Origin of the sequence: Pseudomonas sp. TH37 (assembly GCF_016650735.1) — a bacterium.
GTDB lineage: Bacteria > Pseudomonadota > Gammaproteobacteria > Pseudomonadales > Pseudomonadaceae > Aquipseudomonas > Aquipseudomonas farris.
The window spans coordinates 205,105-224,523 of record NZ_JAEKFD010000008.1 but is presented as its reverse complement, the minus strand read 5'-3'; the positions used below and the strand labels follow the sequence as shown (position 1 = coordinate 224,523).

Annotated in this window: 12 protein-coding genes; 8 read left to right on the top strand and 4 right to left on the bottom strand. The window is 61.2% G+C overall.

Annotated elements, in window-relative coordinates; translation table 11 throughout:
• Positions 1 to 22: 22 nt before the first annotated feature.
• On the bottom strand, positions 23 to 871 hold the full coding sequence (gene nadC, locus JFU11_RS20645; protein WP_123721309.1) for a carboxylating nicotinate-nucleotide diphosphorylase: 849 nt from the start codon (positions 869 to 871) through the stop codon (positions 23 to 25).
• Between the two features lie 364 nt (positions 872 to 1,235).
• On the opposite strand from nadC, the gene JFU11_RS20640 reads away from it, so the two are divergent.
• The 4 genes from JFU11_RS20640 to JFU11_RS20625 all read left to right on the top strand — a co-directional run bounded on the left by JFU11_RS20640 (position 1,236) and on the right by JFU11_RS20625 (position 7,144).
• Entirely contained in the window at positions 1,236 to 3,443 is a 2,208-nt protein-coding gene (locus JFU11_RS20640; protein ID WP_201061972.1) for a DUF1631 domain-containing protein, read from the top strand.
• 64 nt (positions 3,444 to 3,507) lie between these two features.
• Positions 3,508 to 4,068: a 1,6-anhydro-N-acetylmuramyl-L-alanine amidase AmpD gene (ampD, locus tag JFU11_RS20635; protein ID WP_123721307.1), complete on the top strand. Its 561-nt coding sequence runs from the start codon at positions 3,508 to 3,510 to the stop codon at positions 4,066 to 4,068.
• Positions 4,065 to 4,901 carry a regulatory signaling modulator protein AmpE gene (gene ampE / locus JFU11_RS20630; RefSeq protein ID WP_123721306.1) on the top strand — a complete coding sequence of 279 codons (837 nt, stop codon included), beginning with the start codon at positions 4,065 to 4,067 and terminating at the stop codon, positions 4,899 to 4,901. Before ampD ends, ampE begins: the two co-directional genes overlap by 4 nt.
• A gap of 212 nt (positions 4,902 to 5,113) precedes the next feature.
• Complete coding sequence (locus JFU11_RS20625) at positions 5,114 to 7,144, top strand: methyl-accepting chemotaxis protein (RefSeq protein WP_201061971.1); 2,031 nt, start codon at positions 5,114 to 5,116, stop codon at positions 7,142 to 7,144.
• A gap of 130 nt (positions 7,145 to 7,274) precedes the next feature.
• On the opposite strand, the gene JFU11_RS20620 is transcribed toward JFU11_RS20625, so the two are convergent.
• Both JFU11_RS20620 and cra read right to left on the bottom strand, forming a co-directional pair.
• Positions 7,275 to 8,051, bottom strand: a complete 777-nt coding sequence (locus JFU11_RS20620) for a TatD family hydrolase (protein WP_201061970.1) — start codon at positions 8,049 to 8,051, stop codon at positions 7,275 to 7,277.
• A 3-nt stretch (positions 8,052 to 8,054) separates the two neighbouring features.
• Positions 8,055 to 9,050, bottom strand: coding sequence for a catabolite repressor/activator (gene cra / locus JFU11_RS20615; protein WP_123721303.1), 996 nt, complete (start codon positions 9,048 to 9,050; stop codon positions 8,055 to 8,057).
• Positions 9,051 to 9,351: 301 nt separating this feature from the next.
• On the opposite strand from cra, the gene ptsP reads away from it, so the two are divergent.
• From ptsP to JFU11_RS20595, 4 genes are all read left to right on the top strand, one after another.
• Complete coding sequence (gene ptsP, locus JFU11_RS20610; protein WP_201061969.1) at positions 9,352 to 12,213, top strand: phosphoenolpyruvate--protein phosphotransferase; 2,862 nt, start codon at positions 9,352 to 9,354, stop codon at positions 12,211 to 12,213.
• A complete protein-coding gene (gene pfkB, locus JFU11_RS20605) occupies positions 12,213 to 13,154 on the top strand; it encodes a 1-phosphofructokinase (RefSeq protein ID WP_052965639.1) in 942 nt (313 codons plus the stop codon). Before ptsP ends, pfkB begins: the two co-directional genes overlap by 1 nt.
• 11 nt (positions 13,155 to 13,165) lie before the next feature.
• Positions 13,166 to 14,905: a PTS fructose-like transporter subunit IIB gene (locus JFU11_RS20600; protein WP_201087459.1), complete on the top strand. Its 1,740-nt coding sequence runs from the start codon at positions 13,166 to 13,168 to the stop codon at positions 14,903 to 14,905.
• Positions 14,906 to 15,069: 164 nt separating this feature from the next.
• Positions 15,070 to 16,611: an alkaline phosphatase D family protein gene (locus JFU11_RS20595; RefSeq protein ID WP_201061968.1), complete on the top strand. Its 1,542-nt coding sequence runs from the start codon at positions 15,070 to 15,072 to the stop codon at positions 16,609 to 16,611.
• A gap of 178 nt (positions 16,612 to 16,789) precedes the next feature.
• On the opposite strand, the gene JFU11_RS20590 is transcribed toward JFU11_RS20595, so the two are convergent.
• Positions 16,790 to 19,318, bottom strand: coding sequence for a sulfite reductase flavoprotein subunit alpha (locus JFU11_RS20590; RefSeq protein WP_123721299.1), 2,529 nt, complete (start codon positions 19,316 to 19,318; stop codon positions 16,790 to 16,792).
• Positions 19,319 to 19,419: the final 101 nt, after the last annotated feature.

Below are 19,419 nucleotides of genomic sequence, written 5' to 3'. Positions count from 1 at the left end.
ATTTTTTATATCAAAGGCGTGATCAGAGACTCAGTCGCATCGACAGGTCTACAGCCTTCACATCCTTGGTCATCGCACCAATCGAAATATAATCCACCCCGGTTTCGGCGATTGGCAGCAACGTGCTTTCGTTGATACCGCCGCTAGCCTCCAGTTTGGCCTTGCCGGCGTTCAGTCGTACGGCTTCGCGCATGTCATCCAGGCTCAGTTCATCGAGCATGATGATGTCGGCACCGGCCGCCAGGGCTTCTTTTAGCTCCTCCAGACTCTCCACTTCAATCTCCACCGGTTTGCCCGGGGCGATCTTGTGCGCGGCTGCGATAGCCTCTGGAATGCCACCGCAGGCGGCGATATGGTTTTCCTTGATCAGAAAGGCGTCATACAGGCCGATGCGGTGATTGTGGCAACCGCCGCAGGTCACGGCGTATTTCTGAGCCAGGCGCAGCCCCGGCAGGGTTTTGCGGGTGTCGAGCAACTTCACCTGGGTTTCGGCGACGAAATCGGCCAGGTATTGCGCACGAGTGGCCACGCCGGACAGCAATTGCAGGAAATTAAGAGCACTGCGTTCACCCGTCAGCAGCGAGCGCGCCGGGCCTTCGAGATGGAATAGCACCTGATTGGGTTTCACCCGTTCGCCGTCGCGCACCTGCCAATGAACGGCAACCCGCGGGTCCAATTGCCGGAAAACCGCATCCACCCACGCGGTGCCAGCAATGACAGCCTCATCGCGGGTGATGATGGTGGCTTTGGCCAGGCGTTCGGCCGGGATCAGTTGCGCGGTGATGTCGCCGCTGCCGATGTCCTCGAGTAACGCACGGCGCACGTTGGCTTCGATTTCGGCGGTCAAATCGGCGAGACGTAGATTCGGCATAACGGGCTCCACAAACAAAGTGGCCCGATTATAGGGCCATGCTGCGAGGCAACCCAAGGCATCAACGGCCATTCCATCGTTCGCCAACCTGCATTTGGTCGATTCGCGCGAGCAATCAGTGCTAAGCAAGGGGCTCTCATAAACGTCTATTTCTTGGGGAAGGGCAGAGTCTGCTGGCACAAGGAGAGTCTTTTGCAGATAATCCGCCTTGCGTTTGACGTCATAGCTTTGACGTGGCTTTGGATTCCCGATTATTGAATGACAACGGGTGGTGACTGTCCCTGTTGAGCGCCGGCTGTGTGGCCTGCGGACTCGAACTTTCTTACCGAACCGAACCGAAGAATCACCGTTTCAGGAGGCTTGGATGCACAACGACGGGAATGTAGTGCCTTTGCACAAGGCCGCTACCGACCAGGCGACTCACTCGCCGCTCGCCCGCCTGCCCGTGATTCTGCTTCAGGTTCGCGACAAGGCCGCTCAACAACTCAAGCAAGGTTTGCAAGAGCTGTTCGATAATGCCGACGACACCCTGTTCGAAATGGCCGACCGGGCCCGAAACAACGTCGAGCAAAACATCTTCTTCGAGGCCATGCGCGATTTGCGCCTCAAGCGCAAAAGCATCGAACGCGGTTTTCTCGAGCAATTCTTCGAGGCTTTCGTCAGCCTCGCGCAGTACGACATTTCTCACGCTGCCTTGCCCCGGGCATTGGCTTTCGATGCCTCGGCGTCGATGCCCGATGACGACATGGAGCGCAATGTGGCGGTGGAGGCCATGGTCGGTAAAGTGCTGAATCGCGACGGTTTCGCCCTCGACCAGCTCACCGCCCGACTCAGCACACTGTTGAGCAAGACACTGGTCGAACAGCACAACCCCTTGGGGCCGACGCTGCTCTGCGAGTATTTCTTGCAGGCCGGGCGCAACCTGGGCATGGAGATCAAGGTCAAGCTGATCATCCTCAAGTTGTTCGAACGCTATGTGCTCAGCAATGCTGATCAGCTCTACGCCGAAGCCAATCAACTGCTGATCGCCACCGGCGTGCTGCCGGACCTCAAGCCCGCCCCGGCGCGGCGTGCCACCGATCGGGCGGCTGCGAGTGTTCGTGCTGACCCCGCCGAGACAGGCGTGCGGACTGGCAATACACAGATCGACGAGGGCGTGCAGGAAGTCTTCGCCGCCTTGCAGGAGTTGCTGTTCCATGTGCGTGGCAGCGTTGCGCCGACCCTGGAAGTCAGTGCCCAGACCCAGCCTATTTCCACCCGCGACCTGCTACGCCTGCTCTCGCACTTGCAGCAATACGTACCGGAGCTGGCGGCTCCGGACGACTTCGATCTGCGTAATCAGCTTGAACAACTGCTGACCCGCGTCAGCGTCAAAAGCGGCAAGTCGCGCGTGGTGGGGGTGGCCGACGAAGACGTGATCAACCTGATCGCCATGCTCTTCGAATGCATCCTCGATGACCGTAACCTGCCGGACTCCCTCAAGGCGCTGATCGGCCGTTTGCAGATCCCGATGCTGAAAGTCGCGGTGCTCGACAAGAGCTTCTTCAGTCGCAGCAGCCATCCGGCCCGGCGTTTACTCAACGAAATCGCCGCTGCGGCCATGGGCTGGGGCGAGTGCGATGACCATGAGCGCGACAGCCTGTACCTGCGCATCGAGCAAGTGGTGCAGCGTTTGCTGAACGACTTTGTCGATGACCCGGCGATCTTTTCCGAATTGCTGGCGGATTTTCTCGCCTTCACCAGTGACGAACGCCGTCGCAGCGAATTACTCGAGCAACGCACCCGTGACGCCGAAGAAGGCCGTGCCAGGACCGATCTGGCGCGTCAGCGCGTCGAGCAGGCGCTGAACCAGACGTTGGTGGGCAAGGTGCTGCCGCACAGCGTGGTGGCGTTTGTCCAGGAGGCCTGGAGCAAAGTGCTGTTGCTGACCTGTCTCAAGCACGGTGATCAGTCCGCCGAATGGCATGCCGATGTGCAGACCATGGCGCAATTGATCTGGAGCGTGCAACGCCATGACGAACCCGACGCGAGCCTGCGCTTGTTGTCGCTGGTGCCGGGGTTGCTCAAGTCGTTGCGCGATGGCTTGAACAGCTCGGCATTCGACCCGTTCGCCACCGGCGAGTTTTTCAGCGAGCTGGAAGTTTTGCACCTTCAGTTGTTCGAACGTCCGGGCCAGAAAAGCACGGCTGTTGACGCACCGATGATGGTCGAAGTGCAGCAGGAAATCGTGCTTCGCACCGCTGACGAAGGCCCGGTCGAAACGGCATCGATGCGTTTGCCGGAGGACGATGTTGCTCTGCTTCAGGTCGATAAGCTGCACCTGGGCTGCTGGGTCGAGTTTCAGGAGGACGAGGAAAACACCCTGCGCTGCAAGCTGGCGGCGATTATTGAAGCCACCGACAAATACATCTTCGTCAACCGTACCGGGATGAAAGTGCTGGAGCACAGCCGTACCGGCCTGGCCCTGGAGTTCCGGCGTGGCGCGGTGCGAACGCTGGACGACACCTTGCTGTTCGACCGGGCGCTGGAGTCGGTGCTGGGCAACCTGCGGCGTCTCAATCGCGGCAAGTGATCGCGCGCCGAGGGTCTATCGCGGCATACTGGGCACCAACACAGTCGTCGTTGAAGGAACCTGTATGCAGTTGGACCCCGCGAGCGGTTGGTGTCAGGGCGTGCGCATATGCCCCTCGCCCAACTTCAATGCACGCCCCGAGGGCGAAATTTCCCTGCTGGTGATCCACAACATCAGTCTGCCACCAGCGCAGTTTCTGACCGGCAAGGTGCAGGAATTTTTCCAGAATCGTCTGGATGTCACGGAACATCCCTACTTTGCAGGAATCGCCGACCTGCGGGTGTCTGCGCATTTTCTGATTGAACGTGACGGCACCGTCACTCAGTTTGTCTCTTGTCTTGAGCGTGCCTGGCACGCTGGCATCTCATGTTTCGAAGGACGGGAAACCTGTAACGATTTTTCCGTGGGCATCGAGCTTGAAGGCACGGATGATCTGCCGTTCACCGACGCCCAATATCAAGCGTTGACGGCCCTGACGCGACAGCTGCAAAGCGCCTTCACGGGCATCACCGCACAACGCATCTGCGGGCATAGCGACATCGCACCCGGGCGCAAGACTGATCCGGGACCGGCGTTTGACTGGGCACGCTATCGCGCGGCTCTGGAAAAAAAGGAGCAACAATGAGTTTTCTGGTGCTGCTGTTGGCGGTGTGGATCGAGAAGTTCTCGGCCCTGCGCCATCGGGTTCAACGTGATGGCGGTTGGGTGCGCGAGCTGCACAAGCTTGAAGCCAACCCACGCATGACAAACCGTCCGTGGCTGATACTGGTGGTGCTGGTGTTGTTGCCGGTGGCGCTGCTGGGTTTGCTGTTGCTGGTGCTGGAGCCGGTAGCCTACGGTTTGCTGGCGTTACCGGTGCACCTGCTGGTGGTGATTTACAGTCTGGGCCGAGGTGATCTGCTGGCCGACCTCGGGCCGTTTCGCGATGCCTGGCGCCGGGAGGACCTGCAAGCCGCCGCCCATGTGGCCAAACGCGACCTGAATATTTGCGCCGACAACGGCGAGCAACTGCTGGAGCGAGTTGAAGGGCATCTGTTGTGGGAGGCCTATCAGAGCTTTTTCGCGGTGATTTTCTGGTACTTCCTGTTGGGCCCGGTTGCAGCATTGAGCTATCGACTGCTGGCGCTGGCCGAGGAGCACGGGCAGAACCCGGCCGTGGTCGAGCGAGCGGCACAGCTGCGTCACGCGTTCGATTGGGTGCCGGTGCGACTGCTGGCGGCGAGTTTTGCACTGGTCGGCAACTTTGTCGCGGTCGGCCGGGTGATGCTGCACGAGCTGCTGAACTGGAACATCAGCGCCGCCCAACTGATCGAGAAGGTCGGGTTGGTGGCTGGTGAAATTCCGGCGCCGGTGGTGGGGCCGGACGGCATCAACAGCCTCGACCGGATCTGGGAACTGCTGCTGCGCGCGGCAGTGCTTTGGTATGCCGGGTTCGCGTTGTGGACTGTTTTGTCCTGATTTCTGCTTTGAATCGAAAAGATCGCAGCCTTCGGCAGCTCCAGGGATCGTGTGAATCTGTAGGAGCTGCCGAAGGCTGCGATCTTTTTCGTTAACCTTAAGTTACAAAACCCTCCGCCGATTTAGGCTATACAGAGATAGCGCCAATAGTGGCTATCTGCTGTCTCTGCGCGCCTGCCATAAAAATAAGAATTCAAAAGGGAGACTTCACAGTGAAGAGCTTGCTCTATCCCGCCGTCGCGCTGATGAACCGCCTGAGCTTCGGCATGAAGTTCAGCCTGATCAGCGTGCTATTCCTCGTGCCGATGCTGGTGACCAACTTCTATCTGGTGCGCGATTCCTATCGCGAATTCCAGGGCACACGGGTCGAGCTGCAGAGCCTCGACCTGCTGGGCAGCGGCCTGAGCCTGCGCCGAGATCTGGAAACCCTGAACAATCTGGTGCAGATCAACGTCATCCTTGGCCAGTCCGGCAAGGCGGGTCATGTCGAGTCGAATATCAGCGCTCTGGAGCAAAGCGTTCTGGCCCGTTTGCAAGGGCTGGCGGCGATGACCACTGACCCGGAACAAATTACCTTTTTCGATGGCAAGCGCGATGAAATGATCGCCGCGTTCAAGGCCCAGCAAACGGAAACCTCCCTGCAAAGCAAAAGTGCGCTGATCGGCAAGTTGCTCGGCAACGCGCAGATTTTCAGCCAGATCATTGCCAGTCAGGCCGGCCTGAGTCGCGACAGCCAGAGCGACATGCGTCAGCTGAGCGAGCTCATTACCAACGTCACGCCAGCCGTCACCCAGACGCTCGGCGAAGGCCGGGCGATGGGTTCTTACTCGTTGGGGCAGGGCTTTCTCAATTCGGCGTCGAGCACCCGTTTCGATGAGTTGCTGGCGCAGATCGAAAAGCTTCAGGCCGAATACGGTCTGAAATTGCAGGATGCTCTGGGCTCCAGTAAAGCGGCGCACGAAACCCTGGCCGCTCAGGCCGAAAGCAGCAAGGCCTCCCTGAAAAAGGCCAGTGAACTGTTCGAAGAACAAGTGGTGATGGCTGACACCCTCGATGCACCGTGGCAGGCCTTTTACGATCAGGTTACGGGCCTGATCGACCAGACCTACCAACTCAATGAAGCCACCCTGAAGTTTCTCGGTACCCAGTTGCAGCAGCGGCTGGAGCAGCACCGCACCCACATGATCCTGCAGGCAGTGGCGCTGGCGCTGGTGTTTGTGTTGATTTTTTACCTCTATGGCGGTTTCTATGCCTCGACCCGCACCACCCTCAAGCGTCTTGGCGCGGTGATGGACAAGGTGGCGGCCGGGGACATGACCGTGACCTTCAGCGCCAACAGCCGCGATGAACTGGGCGAGCTGGGCGAGGTATTCACCGGCACCGTGAAGAAGATCCATGATCTGATCGAGCGCGTGGGCCAGACCGTCAGTGAGGTCGAGCGCCAGGCCGGCCAGGTTGAAAACGTGTCTGCCCAGAGCAATCAGGCGGTAGCGGGGCAGCGTACGCAGATCGAGCAGGTCGCCACCGCGATGAACCAGATGTCAGCCACTTCCCTGGAGGTGGCGCGCAGTGCCGCGGCGGCCGTCAGCAGCGCTCACAGCGTCAACGACGAGACCATCAGCGGTCGCGGCCTGGTGGAGTCCCAGCAGGGCAGCATCGCTGCACTGGCCAGTGAGATCGATCAGTCGGTGCGGGTGATCAATCAACTGGCCAGCGACAGCCAATCCATCAGTCGTGTGCTGGAAGTGATCAAAAGCATTGCCGAACAGACCAACTTGCTGGCGCTCAACGCGGCCATCGAAGCCGCGCGTGCGGGCGAGCAGGGCCGTGGTTTTGCGGTGGTGGCGGACGAGGTCCGGACCCTGGCCAAACGCACCCAGCAATCGACCGAAGAAATCGAGCAGATGATCGCCAAGCTGCACAGCGGTGTCGGGGCGGCGGTCAAGGCGATGGGCACCAGCCATCAGATGGCCAACGGCACGGTCGGGCAGTCGGAAAAGGTCCAGCAGGCGCTGGAAAACATCCTCGGTGCTGTCGGCATGATCGTCGACCAGAACCAGCAGATCGCCGCTGCGGTAGAGCAGCAGACCGCCGTGGCTCACGACATCGACCAGAACATCGTCGAGATCAACCGCGCCGGTGAGCGCACCGCCGACGGCGCGCACCAGACTGAAAATGCCAGCCGAGCGTTGTCGGCGCAGGTGGTGGAACTCAAACAATTGATCAGCGCGTTCCGGGTTTGATGCCACGGAGTTGATTTCCTGTGGGAGCGGGCTTGCCCGCGATAGCGTATTACCATTCAACATCAATGTTGACTGACAGTCCGTCATCGCGGGCAAGCCCGCTCCCATAGGTATTGCGTGAATCAGTGGGTTACCAGTTAAACAACTCACACGCATTGGCCGTGCTGGCGGCAGCCAGTTGTTCGGGGTTGATCGCCATGAGGGCGGCCAGTGCCTCGCAAATCGCCGGAAGATGCGCCGGGCTGTTGCGTTGACCGGGGAACATGGCGGGCGCCATGTCCGGTGAGTCGGTTTCCAGTACCACCGATTCAACGGGTAAACCGGCGAGCACGCGGTGCATGCGCAGGGCCTGCGGCCAGGTCGCGGCGCCGCCGAAGCCGAGTTTGAAACCCAGCTTGATGTATTCGCGCGCCTCTTCCTGGCTACCGGCGAAGGCATGAATGATTCCCGCCCGTTTCAAGCGAAACCGTTTGAGCGTGGCAATCACCGCCGCATGGCTGCGTCGCACGTGAATCAGCGCCGGCAGATTGAAGTCCGCCGCCAGTTGCAGTTGGGCGTCGAACAGCGCTTGCTGGCGTTCACGATCCAGGGTCTCGATGAAGTAATCCAGACCGATTTCGCCCACCGCGCATAGCTGTCGATGGCCGGCCATACGCGTCAGCCAGTCACCGAGCTCGGTCACATCCTCAGGGCGATGGTCATCCAGATACACCGGGTGCAAACCGAACGCCGCGTGCAGATCGGGATCGCTTTGCACCAGGTCCCAGACCCGCTGCCAATTGGCCCGATAAACCCCCAGCACCACCATCCGCCGCACGCCGAGGGCGCGGCTCTCGGCCAGCAGCGCCTGACGATCCACGTCGAAATCCGGGAAATCCAGATGAGTGTGGGTGTCGATCAGTTCCACGGCTCAGTCCTGATGAATACGCTGCTTGAAGGTCCGCGCGATGGCCTGCACGCCGGGTTGGTAATCGGCCTGTTCAATGGCCGCCAGCGCCAGTTGCAAAGCTTTGTCGGCGATCAGTTGATGCTGCTGGGACATGGCGTTGACCGGCAGTGGCAGGAAGTCCAGCAACTGCGTATCACCGAAGGTGCCCAAGCGTAGCGGGCGGGACTTCAGAGGGAAGTCGTGCAAGGCATCGAACACGCCCTGAAGCAGCACGTAGGAGGTGGTCACCAGCGCATCCGGCAAATGGCCCAGGCGCTGAAGCAATTCTTCCATCAATTGTTTGCCGCACTCACGGCTGAACGACTCGCCGTGTTCGATCAGCGCCTCGCCTTTGAAACCGTTCAGCGCTTCCTTGAACCCTGCCGCCCGTTCCTGGCTGATACTCAATTCGGGACGGGCACCGATCAGCGCGATCTGCTTGGGCAACGGGTCCAGCAGGCTGCGGGTAAGCTGCAGACTGGCTTCGCGATCATCACTGATCACCGAGCAAAAGTGCTCAGGCTCCATCACCCGGTCGATGGCGATGATCGGAATGCCTTTGGCCTGCAACTGCCGATAACTGTCATCACCGGCCGGCAGGCAACTGGCGACGATCAGCGCATCGCAGCGGCGGGCGCGGAACAGTTGCAGCAATTGCCGTTCGCTGTCCGGCGCATCGTCGGAGCTGGCGATCAGCAGTTGATAGCCGCGAGCCCGGGCGCCTTGTTCCAGCAGTTTGGCGATTCGCGCGTAACTGGGGTTTTCCAGGTCCGGCAGAATGAAGCCCAGGGTGCGGGTGTGCCGACTGCGCAACCCGGCGGCCTGAGGATTGGGTGTGAAGCCATGTTGTTCGACCACCGCGCGCACGCGCTCGACGGTGGCGCTGCTGATGCGTTGCTGTTCAGCCTTGCCATTGATGACATAACTGGCGGTAGTCACGGAGACGCCGGCCAACTGTGCAATATCACTGAGTTTCAACCCGGGTTTTCCTTATTTGTTCGAGCTTGCCCGACATTTTCGCCAATCCTACCCGATTCGGGCAGGCGACCATTGTCGCAGCAGATCCGACAATTGGACTTCAAGGATGAGACATTATCGAGTAACGTGCCTAACATTCTAGATTAAACGTTTCAGCAGGCGTATTTTCTACGTTAAAGGTCGCTTTGGTCGGTTCTGCCGCGAAACCGCCAAAACTGCCCCTGAAAAGGCGCTCCCAAGGGCCTAAGCTGAATCAATCAAAACAATACCTGGCGTCACACGGCGCCAAAAAGGAGAAAGCATGCTCGAGCTCACCATAGAGCAGATATCCATGGGCCAGTCGGCTGTGGATAAAGCCACCGCCCTGCAATTACTCGCTGACCGACTTGTGACCGATGGCCTGGTGGCGGATGGTTACCTTGCGGGCTTGCAGGCCCGGGAAGTCCAGGGCTCGACCTTTCTCGGCCAAGGTATTGCCATCCCACACGGCACCCCGGAAACCCGTGATCAGGTGTTCGCCACCGGTGTGCGGCTGATGCAGTTTCCTGACGGCGTGGACTGGGGCGATGGTCAGATCGTTTATCTGGCGATTGGTATCGCTGCCAAATCCGATGAACACCTGCGCCTGCTGCAACTGCTGACTCGCGCCCTCGGTGAAACCGATCTGGGCCAGGCCCTGCGCCGCGCCAGTTCCGCCGAAGCCTTGTTGAAACTGCTGCAAGGCGCGCCGCAAGAGTTGGCGCTGGACGCACAGATGATCGGCCTCGGTGTTTCCGCCGATGACTTCGAAGAACTGGTCTGGCGCGGTGCCCGCTTGCTGCGTCAGGCCGATTGCGTGAGCAACGGTTTTGCTGGCGTCTTGCAGCAGGTCGACGCGCTGCCGCTGGGCGATGGCCTGTGGTGGCTGCACAGCGAACAAACGGTGAAGCGTCCGGGCCTGGCATTCGTTACCCCGGACAAACCCATGCGCTACCTCGGTCAGCCGTTGAGCGGGCTGTTCTGCCTGGCCAGCCTCGGTGAAGCCCATCAGGCGTTGCTCGAACGCCTTTGCGCGCTGCTGATCGAAGGCCGTGGTCATGAATTGGGCCGTGCCACCAGCAGCCGCGCGGTGCTGGAAGTCCTCGGCGGTGAAGTGCCGGCGGATTGGCCGAGCGCACGCATTGCCCTGGCCAACGCCCACGGTTTGCATGCGCGCCCGGCGAAGATCCTCGCGCAACTGGCGAAAAGTTTTGAAGGCGAAATCCGCGTGCGCATCGTCGATGGTCACGACAGCGCGGTGTCGGTGAAGAGTTTGAGCAAACTGCTCAGCCTCGGCGCCCGTCGCGGTCAGGTGCTGGAATTCATCGCCGAACCGACCATCGCCGCCGATGCCTTGCCGGCCTTGCTGGCGGCCATCGAAGAAGGCTTGGGTGAAGAAGTCGAGCCGCTGCCGATCGTGAGCCAACAACGTGAAGTAATCGCCGATGTCGCCGAAGTGCTGCTTGCACCGGCCTCCGGCAGTCTGATTCAGGCGATTGCTGCCGCGCCGGGGATCGCCATCGGCCCGGCGCATATTCAAGTGCTGCAAGTTATCGATTACCCGCTGCGCGGTGAGTCTGCCGCCATCGAGCGCGAACGTCTCAAGCAAGCGTTGGCGGATGTGCGTCGCGACATCGAAGGCCTGATCGAGCGCAGCAAGGCCAAAGCGATTCGCGAGATTTTCATCACCCACCAGGAAATGCTCGACGACCCGGAACTGACCGACGAAGTCGACACCCGTCTCAAGCAAGGCGAAAGCGCCGAAGCGGCGTGGATGGCGGTGATTGAAGCGGCTGCCAAACAACAGGAATCGCTGCAGGACGCCTTGCTCGCCGAACGTGCCGCCGACTTGCGCGACATTGGCCGTCGGGTGCTGGCGCAATTGAGTGGCGTCGAAACGCCAGCCGAGCCGGAGCAGCCGTACATTCTGGTGATGGACGAAGTCGGCCCGTCCGACGTGGCACGTCTTGATCCGGCACGCGTGGCAGGCATCCTCACCGCTCGTGGTGGCGCCACGGCCCACAGCGCCATCGTCGCCCGGGCCTTGGGTATCCCGGCGCTAGTGGGCGCAGGTGCCGCGGTGTTACTGCTGAAGCCGGGCACGCCGCTGTTGATCGATGGTCAACGTGGTCGCCTGCATGTGGACGCCGATGCCGCGACCTTGCAGCGCGCCACTGAAGAGCGCGACACCCGTGAACTGCGCTTGAAAGCCGCCGCTGAACAACGCCATCAACCGGCGTTGACGACTGACGGCCACGCGGTGGAAGTGTTCGCCAATATCGGTGAAAGCGCCGGCGTCACCAGTGCGGTGGAGCAGGGCGCCGAAGGCATTGGCCTGCTGCGTACCGAACTGATTTTCATGGCCCACTCCCAGGCACCGGACGAGGCGACTCAGGAAGTCGAATACCGTCGTGTGCTCGATGGCCTGGCCGGTCGACCGCTGGTGGTGCGCACCCTTGACGTCGGTGGTGACAAACCGCTGCCGTACTGGCCGATCGCGAAAGAAGAAAACCCGTTCCTCGGCGTGCGTGGCATTCGCCTGACCCTGCAACGTCCGCAGGTCATGGAAGCGCAATTGCGCGCCTTGCTGCGTGCGGCTGACAGCCGTCCATTGCGAATCATGTTCCCGATGGTCGGCAGCGTCGATGAGTGGCGTCAGGCTCGGGACATGACCGAACGTCTGCGTCTGGAAATCCCGGTTGCGGACCTGCAACTGGGGATCATGATCGAAGTGCCGTCGGCCGCTTTGCTGGCGCCGGTGCTGGCCAAGGAAGTGGACTTTTTCAGCGTCGGCACCAACGACCTGACGCAATACACCCTGGCCATCGACCGTGGTCATCCGACCTTGTCGGCTCAGGCTGATGGCTTGCATCCGGCGGTGCTGCAACTGATCGACATCACCGTGCGTGCGGCTCATGCTCATGGCAAGTGGGTCGGCGTGTGCGGTGAACTGGCGGCCGATCCGCTGGCGGTACCGGTGCTGGTGGGCCTGGGTGTGGATGAGTTGAGCGTGTCGGGCCGCAGCATTGCCGAGGTCAAGGCGCGCATTCGTGAACTCAGCCTGACCCAGACTCAAACCCTTGCCCAACAGGCCTTGGCCGTGGGCAGCGCGAACGAAGTTCGTGCATTAGTGGAGGCCCTGTAATGGCCAAGATCTTAACCCTGACCCTTAACCCGGCGCTGGACCTCACCGTCCAATTACCGCTACTTACCCCCGGTCAGGTCAATCGCAGCGACGAAATGCACACCCACGCCGCCGGCAAAGGCGTGAATGTGGCGCAGGTGCTGGCCGACCTCGGGCATCAGCTGACCGTCAGCGGTTTTCTCGGGGAAGACAACCTCCAGGCGTTCGAAACCCTGTTTGCCAAACGCGGTTTTACCGACGCGTTTGTCCGTGTCCCCGGCGAGACCCGCAGCAACATCAAACTGGCAGAAAGCGATGGGCGCATCACCGACATCAACGGCCCGGGGCCGAGGGTCAGTGAAGCGGCGCAGCAGGCCTTGCTCGATCGACTCGATCAGATTGCTCCTGGGCATGATGCGGTCGTCGTGGCCGGTAGTTTGCCCCGTGGCGTGAATCCTCAGTGGTTGCGGGAGTTGATCCAGCGCTTGAAAAAGCGCGGTTTGAAAGTGGCGCTCGACACCAGCGGTGAAGCCTTGCGCGCAGGTCTGGCGGCCGGCCCATGGCTGATCAAACCCAACACCGAAGAATTGGCTGAAGCGCTGGGTTGCGAGGTGGTTTCCGTGGGCGCCCAAGCCGAGGCGGCGAGCCGCTTGCATGCGCATGGCATCGAGCACGTGGTGATTTCCGACGGTGCCGATGGGGTGAACTGGTTCAGTGTCGGCTCGGCCATGCACGCCACGCCACCCAAGGTCAGCGTGGTCAGCACTGTCGGCGCGGGGGATTCGTTGCTGGCGGGCATGCTGCACGGTTTGCTCAGTGCCGATACGCCCGAGCAAACCTTGCGCACCGCCACCGCAATTGCCGCCATGGCCGTTACCCAGATCGGTTTTGGTATCGGCGACACCGCGCAACTGGCGCACCTCGAACAGGGCGTGCGCCTGCGCCCCCTGACAGAACAATAAGAGGGTTTGCAATGAAGTTAGCCATTGTTACGGCCTGCCCGAACGGCATGGTCACCAGTGTGCTGTGCGCTCGTCTGCTCGATGCAGCAGCCCAGCGTCAGGGCTGGAGCACTAGTGTCGAAGTCGTTGATGCAGCCCATCCGGAACGTCAACTGTCGGCTGCGACCATCGAGGCCGCCGAGTGGGTGTTGCTGGTCACCAGCGCGCCGGTGGATATGTCGCGGTTCGTCGGTAAACGCGTGTTTCAGAGCACCCCGGCCCAGGCCCTGCAAGATGTCGAAGCGGTGCTGCGTCGCGGGGTGGAGGAGGCCGAGGTTTACGTCGCGCCCGAAGCCGCCGCCGAGCCGGCTGCCGTGGTTAAAAATGCGCCACGCCTAGTGGCCGTCACTGCGTGCCCGACCGGCGTCGCCCACACCTTCATGGCCGCCGAAGCCTTGCAGCAAGCGGCCAAGCGTCTGGGCTACGATCTGCAAGTAGAAACCCAAGGCTCGGTCGGTGCGCGCAATCCAATCAGCGCAGAGGCGATTGCCGATGCCGACGTGGTGCTGTTGGCGGCAGACATCGAAGTCGCCACCGAGCGGTTCGCCGGCAAGAAAATCTACCGTTGCGGCACCGGCATTGCGTTGAAACAAGCCGAAGCGACGCTGAACAAAGCCCTGGCCGAAGGCAAACAGGAAAGCGCTTCGACCGGCGCCAAAGGCCCGGCCAAGCAAGAGAAGACCGGCATCTACAAACACCTGCTGACCGGTGTGTCGTACATGTTGCCGATGGTGGTGGCGGGCGGTCTGATGATCGCCTTGTCCTTCGTGTTCGGTATCACCGCGTTCAAGGAGGAAGGCACGCTCGCGGCCGCGCTGATGCAAATCGGCGGCGAGACCGCGTTCAAGCTGATGGTGCCGCTGCTGGCGGGCTACATCGCCTACTCGATCGCTGACCGCCCGGGCCTGGCGCCGGGGATGATCGGTGGTTTGCTGGCGAGCACCTTGGGCGCCGGTTTCATCGGCGGGATCATTGCCGGCTTCATCGCCGGCTATGCGGCCCAGGCGATCAATCGCTATGCGCGTTTGCCGCAGAGCCTTGAGGCACTGAAACCGATCCTGATCATCCCGTTGCTGGCGAGCCTGTTCACCGGTCTGGTGATGATCTACGTGGTCGGCAAACCGGTGGCCGGGATGCTCGCGGGGCTCACACACTTCCTCGACAGCATGGGCACCACCAATGCCATCCTGCTGGGTGTGCTGCTGGGCGGCATGATGTGCGTCGACCTCGGCGGGCCGATCAACAAAGCGGCTTATGCATTTTCGGTGGGGCTGCTGGCGTCGCAAAGTTATGCACCGATGGCCGCGACCATGGCGGCTGGTATGGTGCCGCCGATTGGCCTGGGCATCGCCACGTTCATTGCCCGGCGCAAGTTCGCCCAGACTGAACGCGAGGCCGGTAAAGCGGCGCTGGTGCTGGGGTTGTGCTTTATCTCCGAAGGGGCGATTCCGTTTGCAGCGAAAGACCCGCTACGGGTGATTCCGGCAAGCATCGCCGGCGGCGCGCTGACCGGCGCGATGTCGATGTACTTCGGCTGCAAACTCATGGCGCCCCACGGTGGGTTGTTCGTAATGCTGATTCCGAATGCGATCAACCATGCGCTGTTGTATCTGCTGGCGATCGTGGCCGGGAGTTTGCTGACGGCGGTGACGTATTCGGTGCTCAAACGGCCTGAGACGGTGGAACTGGCGCTGGAGCCGGCCAAGGCATAGATCAAAAGATCGCAGCCTTCGGCAGCTCCTACCCGGGATTGTATTTGACCGTGATATTGCGGCGTACATCGAACCTGTAGGAGCTGCCGGAGGCTGCGATCTTTTTTGTGTCATGCCGGATTCACACAGCCATGCTTAAGTTTTCCTTTTTCAGGGAGAACACCATGAGCGAATTCGACCTCAGCCGTCGTCGTGTCATGCAGGCCGTTGGCGCTGGGCTGTTGATGCCTGGCCTGGCGCCGGCGGTGATTGCTTCGGTCAAGGATCGGCCACAACTCACCGATGGCGTGCAGTCCGGCGATTTGCTGGGCGACCGGGCGATGATCTGGAGCCGTAGCGACCGTGCGGCGCGGATGGTGGTGGAATGGGACACGCGCAGCCTGTTCAGTAACCCTCGTCGATTCGTCTCGCCCTTGGCCGATGCCCGCACCGACTTCACCGCCCGGGTCGAGCTCACTGGCCTGCCCGCCGATCAGGCGATTTTCTATCGCGTGACTTTCGAAGACGCCCAGAGCGGTGTCGCCAGTGAACCCTGGTTCGGCCATCTGCGCAGTGTGCCCACCGCCCGGCGGAGTATTCGGTTCGTCTGGAGTGGCGACACGGTCGGCCAGGGCTTCGGCATCAACCCGGACATCGGCGGCATGCGCATCTACGAAGCCATGCGTCTGCGCCTGCCGGACTTTTTTATCCACAGCGGCGACACCATCTACGCCGACGGTCCCGTACCTGCGCAGCTCACAACAGAGAGCGGCCGGGTGTGGCGCAACCTAACCAGCGAAGCCAAGAGCAAAGTCGCCGAAACCCTCGACGACTATCGCGGCAATTACCGCTACAACCTGATGGACGAAAACATCCGCCGCTTCAACGCCGAGGTCCCGCAAATCTGGCAATGGGACGACCACGAAGTGGTGAACAACTGGTCGCCGGGCAAGCAACTGGATGAGCGCTACAAGAGCAAAGATATCCACAGCCTGGTAGGCCGTGCGCGCCAGGCCTGGCTGGAATACGCGCCGATGCGCTTGCAGAGCGCCAATGACGGCGGGAGGATTTATCGCAAGCTGAGTTATGGGCCGATGCTTGATGTGTTCGTGCTCGACATGCGCAGTTATCGCGAAGCCAATGACGACAACCTTGGTGCCGCCAAACCGTTTCTCGGTCGCGAACAATTGGACTGGCTCAAACGTGAGTTGAAAGGCTCCCAGGCCCAATGGAAAGTCATTGCCGCCGACATGCCCATCGGCCTCGGCGTACCCGACGGTGAAGTCAGCCCCGGTGTGGCGCGGTGGGAAGCGGTGGCCAATGGTGACCCTGGCCCGGCTCAGGGCCGTGAAGTGGAAATCGCTGAATTGCTCGGTTTTCTGCGGGCGCAGCAGGTGCGTAATTTCGTATTCCTCACGGCGGATGTGCATTACTGCGCGGCGCACCATTACCACCCGGACCGCGCGGCGTTCCAGGACTTCGAACCGTTCTGGGAGTTTGTCGCAGGGCCGCTGAATGCGGGGAGCTTCGGGCCGAATGCGCTGGATAAAACCTTCGGCCCCGAAGTGGTGTTCGAGAAAGCACCACCGGCGCAGAACACCTCGCCGTTTGCCGGGTTTCAGTTTTTTGGCGAGGTGAATATCGACGGGCAGACGGGGGAGATGAGTGTGGTGTTGCGGGATCTGGATGGGGTGGGGGTGTTTGAGCGCAAGTTGGCGCCGGTGTGAGAAGAAGTAAGCCGACACTCGATCAATGTGGGAGCGACCTGTGGCGAGGGGGCTTGCCCCCGTTTGAGTGCGTAGCACTCACAGGATCGTTGGTACTCAGAGATTTTGGGGCTGCTTCGCAGCCCAACGGGGGCAAGCCCCCTCGCCACAGGCTTGCTCCCACAGGGGATCGATGGTGTCAGTAAACGTCGCGGCGGTAGCGGCCTTGTTCGATCAGACGGTCGACTTCTTCAATGCCCAGCAATTCGTTGAGCGCGTGATCCACCCCTGAAGCCATCCCCTGCAAACTGCCGCAGATGTAAATCACGGCGCCATCGGCCAGCCATTTTTTCAACTCATCGGCCGACTCGCGCAGGCGATCCTGCACATAGATCTTCTCGGTTTGATCTCGGGAGAACGCCAGATCCAGCCGTGCCAGATCACCGTTGATCAACCATTCCTCAAGCTCTGCGCGGCACAGGTAGTCGTGCTCGCGATTACGCTCGCCGAACAGCAGCCAGTGACGCTGCTGCCCGTCGGCAATCCGTGCCTTGAGCAAACTGCGTAACCCGGCCAGCCCGGTGCCATTGCCCAGCAGGATCATCGGCACCGGTTCATTCGGTAGATGGAAGCCACTGTTGCGGCGTACCCGCAGGCTGATGCTGCTACCCACGGGCGCGTGTTCGGTCAACCAGCCGGAACCGACGCCCAGGCTGCCATCGGCGTGCAATTCCTGACGCACGATCAACTCCAGCACGCCGTCTGCGGCGATCGAGGCGATCGAGTATTCGCGCATGGCCAACGGCACCAGGGCGTCCGCCAGCGCTTGCGCGTGCAGACCGACCAGATGGGCGCGGTTCTCGGGCAATTGGCGGCTGGCGAGGGCTTGTTCCAGCGTTTGCGACAGGCCATCGAACTCAACCGTGGCCCGACCGTCAATCCCCAGGCCGTCGAGGAAATGCTCGATGGCCCACGGACAATTGCGCGGCAGTACTTCCACCAGATCCCCGGCCAGCCAGCTGCTGGTGGTGGGGGCGCTGAGGCCGAGCAAATACACGGGCGAACCGCTGCTGTCCGGGTTCATCAATTCGCGACGGGTCAGGGTCCAGTTGTCGTAGCTTGGCGCTTGCCAGGTATCTACCGGTGCCTGACCCGTCAGCAGGCCGAGTTGCTGTTGCCAGTGGCGCAGGGCGTAGGGGTCACCGCTGTCGACTTCCACCGGGGCGAACAAGGTCTTGCCGCCGTGCTCGCCCAACCAAGTGTGCAAGCGGCGGGCGAAGCCGCAAAAGTGTTGATACTGGCGGTCACCGAGGCCAAGCACGGCATAGTTAAGGCTGTCGAAGCTCAACGCCCGACCCAACACTTTGCGTTCGAATCCTCGGGCGCTGTCCGGCGCTTCACCGTCGCCGAAGGTGCTGACCACAAACAACGCGTTGCTGGAATCCTGCAGGTCTTGTTCGCTGACATTGGCCAACGGTTGAACCTTCACCGGCAACCCGGCGGCCTGCAATTGTCCTGCTGTCTGCCAGGCGAGCTGTTCGGCGAACCCGCTCTGGCTGGCGAAGCCGATCAGCCATGCCGGCGCATCACTGCCCGGTTGCGCGAGGCCTTTGCGGGCGTCCTTGATCTGACGTTTCTTGCGTCGACGATCCAGGTACAGCAACCAGCCAGTGATGAAAAACAGCGGCATGGCCAGTGCGGCGATCGTCACCATAATCCGCCCGATAATCCCGAAATAACTGCCGACGTGCAGCGCGTAGATACTGGTCAACAGCTGCGCCTTGAGGCTCTTGTCGCTGTAGCGGTCATGACGGTTGACGATACCGGTCGCCGGATCAAGGGTGAGCTGGTTCCGTGCCTGGTCGTGGGGTGAGTTCTTCAGCAGGTAGAACACAGTTGCCGGTTGCCCGGCCACGGGCGGCATACGAACGTTGTAGGACGAAAGACCAGGGCCGGCGGCGCTGTAGATGCTGCTCCATATCGCGGCGTAATCGGCAGTGGGGGCCGGGCCGCTTGGCGCAGGACCGCGACCACTGCGGACCCGCTCGTTTTGCGGCGAATCGGAAAGCAGCCGGGTCAGGCCCTTGTTGTACCACTCGTACGACCAGGACAGCCCGGTCAGCGCCGCCAAAAGGTAGAACACCAGGCACCAGGTACCGGCCACCGAGTGCAGATCCCAGTTGAAGCTGCGACCCTTTTTATTCCAGTCCAGGGTCAGCCACGCGCGCCAGTTTTTCCACTGGCGCGGCCAGCGTAGGTACAGGCCGGACAGACAGAAGAACACCAGAATCAGCGTGCAGGCGCCGGTGATCTGCCGGCCGATATCGTCCATGGCCAGGACCCGGTGCAGTTGCAGCATCAGGCCAAAGAAATCCTGGCCCGTGACGTCGCCCATGAACTCGCCGGTGTACGGGTCGAAGTACCGCATCGGCCCGCGACGTTCACCGGGTGGCGCGGTGAAGATCACTCTCGCGGCGTTGCCGCTGTCGGTCTCGACCCAGAGCATCGAGACTTTCTTGCCCGAAGCACCTTCGATTTTTTCCACCAGCTCGGCAGGCGGCAGTACGCCGGCAATCTGCTTCTCGACGTGCAGCACAGAGGGGTTCAACGCTCGCAGGATTTCATCCTGGAACGATACCGCCGCCCCGGTGATGCCCATCAGGGCCAGGACCAGTCCGGCGCTGATGCCGAAAAACCAGTGCAACTGGAACAGGGATTTCTTCAACACGTCGCTCGCCTTGTTCGTTCAAAAGTCATCATCACGGCGCGCATTATGCCGTGAGTTGTCGAGAAGCATTCTTTTTTACAGGCAAAAGCCCCGTTCACTTC

Coding starts and splice junctions, on each gene's coding strand:
- ampD (WP_123721307.1), top strand. CDS start 3,508: ATGCAGTTGGACCCCGCGAGCGGTTGGTGTCAGGGCGTGCGCATATGC.
- ampE (WP_123721306.1), top strand. CDS start 4,065: ATGAGTTTTCTGGTGCTGCTGTTGGCGGTGTGGATCGAGAAGTTCTCG.
- JFU11_RS20600 (WP_201087459.1), top strand. CDS start 13,166: ATGAAGTTAGCCATTGTTACGGCCTGCCCGAACGGCATGGTCACCAGT.
- JFU11_RS20640 (WP_201061972.1), top strand. CDS start 1,236: ATGCACAACGACGGGAATGTAGTGCCTTTGCACAAGGCCGCTACCGAC.
- JFU11_RS20595 (WP_201061968.1), top strand. CDS start 15,070: ATGAGCGAATTCGACCTCAGCCGTCGTCGTGTCATGCAGGCCGTTGGC.
- nadC (WP_123721309.1), bottom strand. CDS start 871: ATGCCGAATCTACGTCTCGCCGATTTGACCGCCGAAATCGAAGCCAAC.
- pfkB (WP_052965639.1), top strand. CDS start 12,213: ATGGCCAAGATCTTAACCCTGACCCTTAACCCGGCGCTGGACCTCACC.
- ptsP (WP_201061969.1), top strand. CDS start 9,352: ATGCTCGAGCTCACCATAGAGCAGATATCCATGGGCCAGTCGGCTGTG.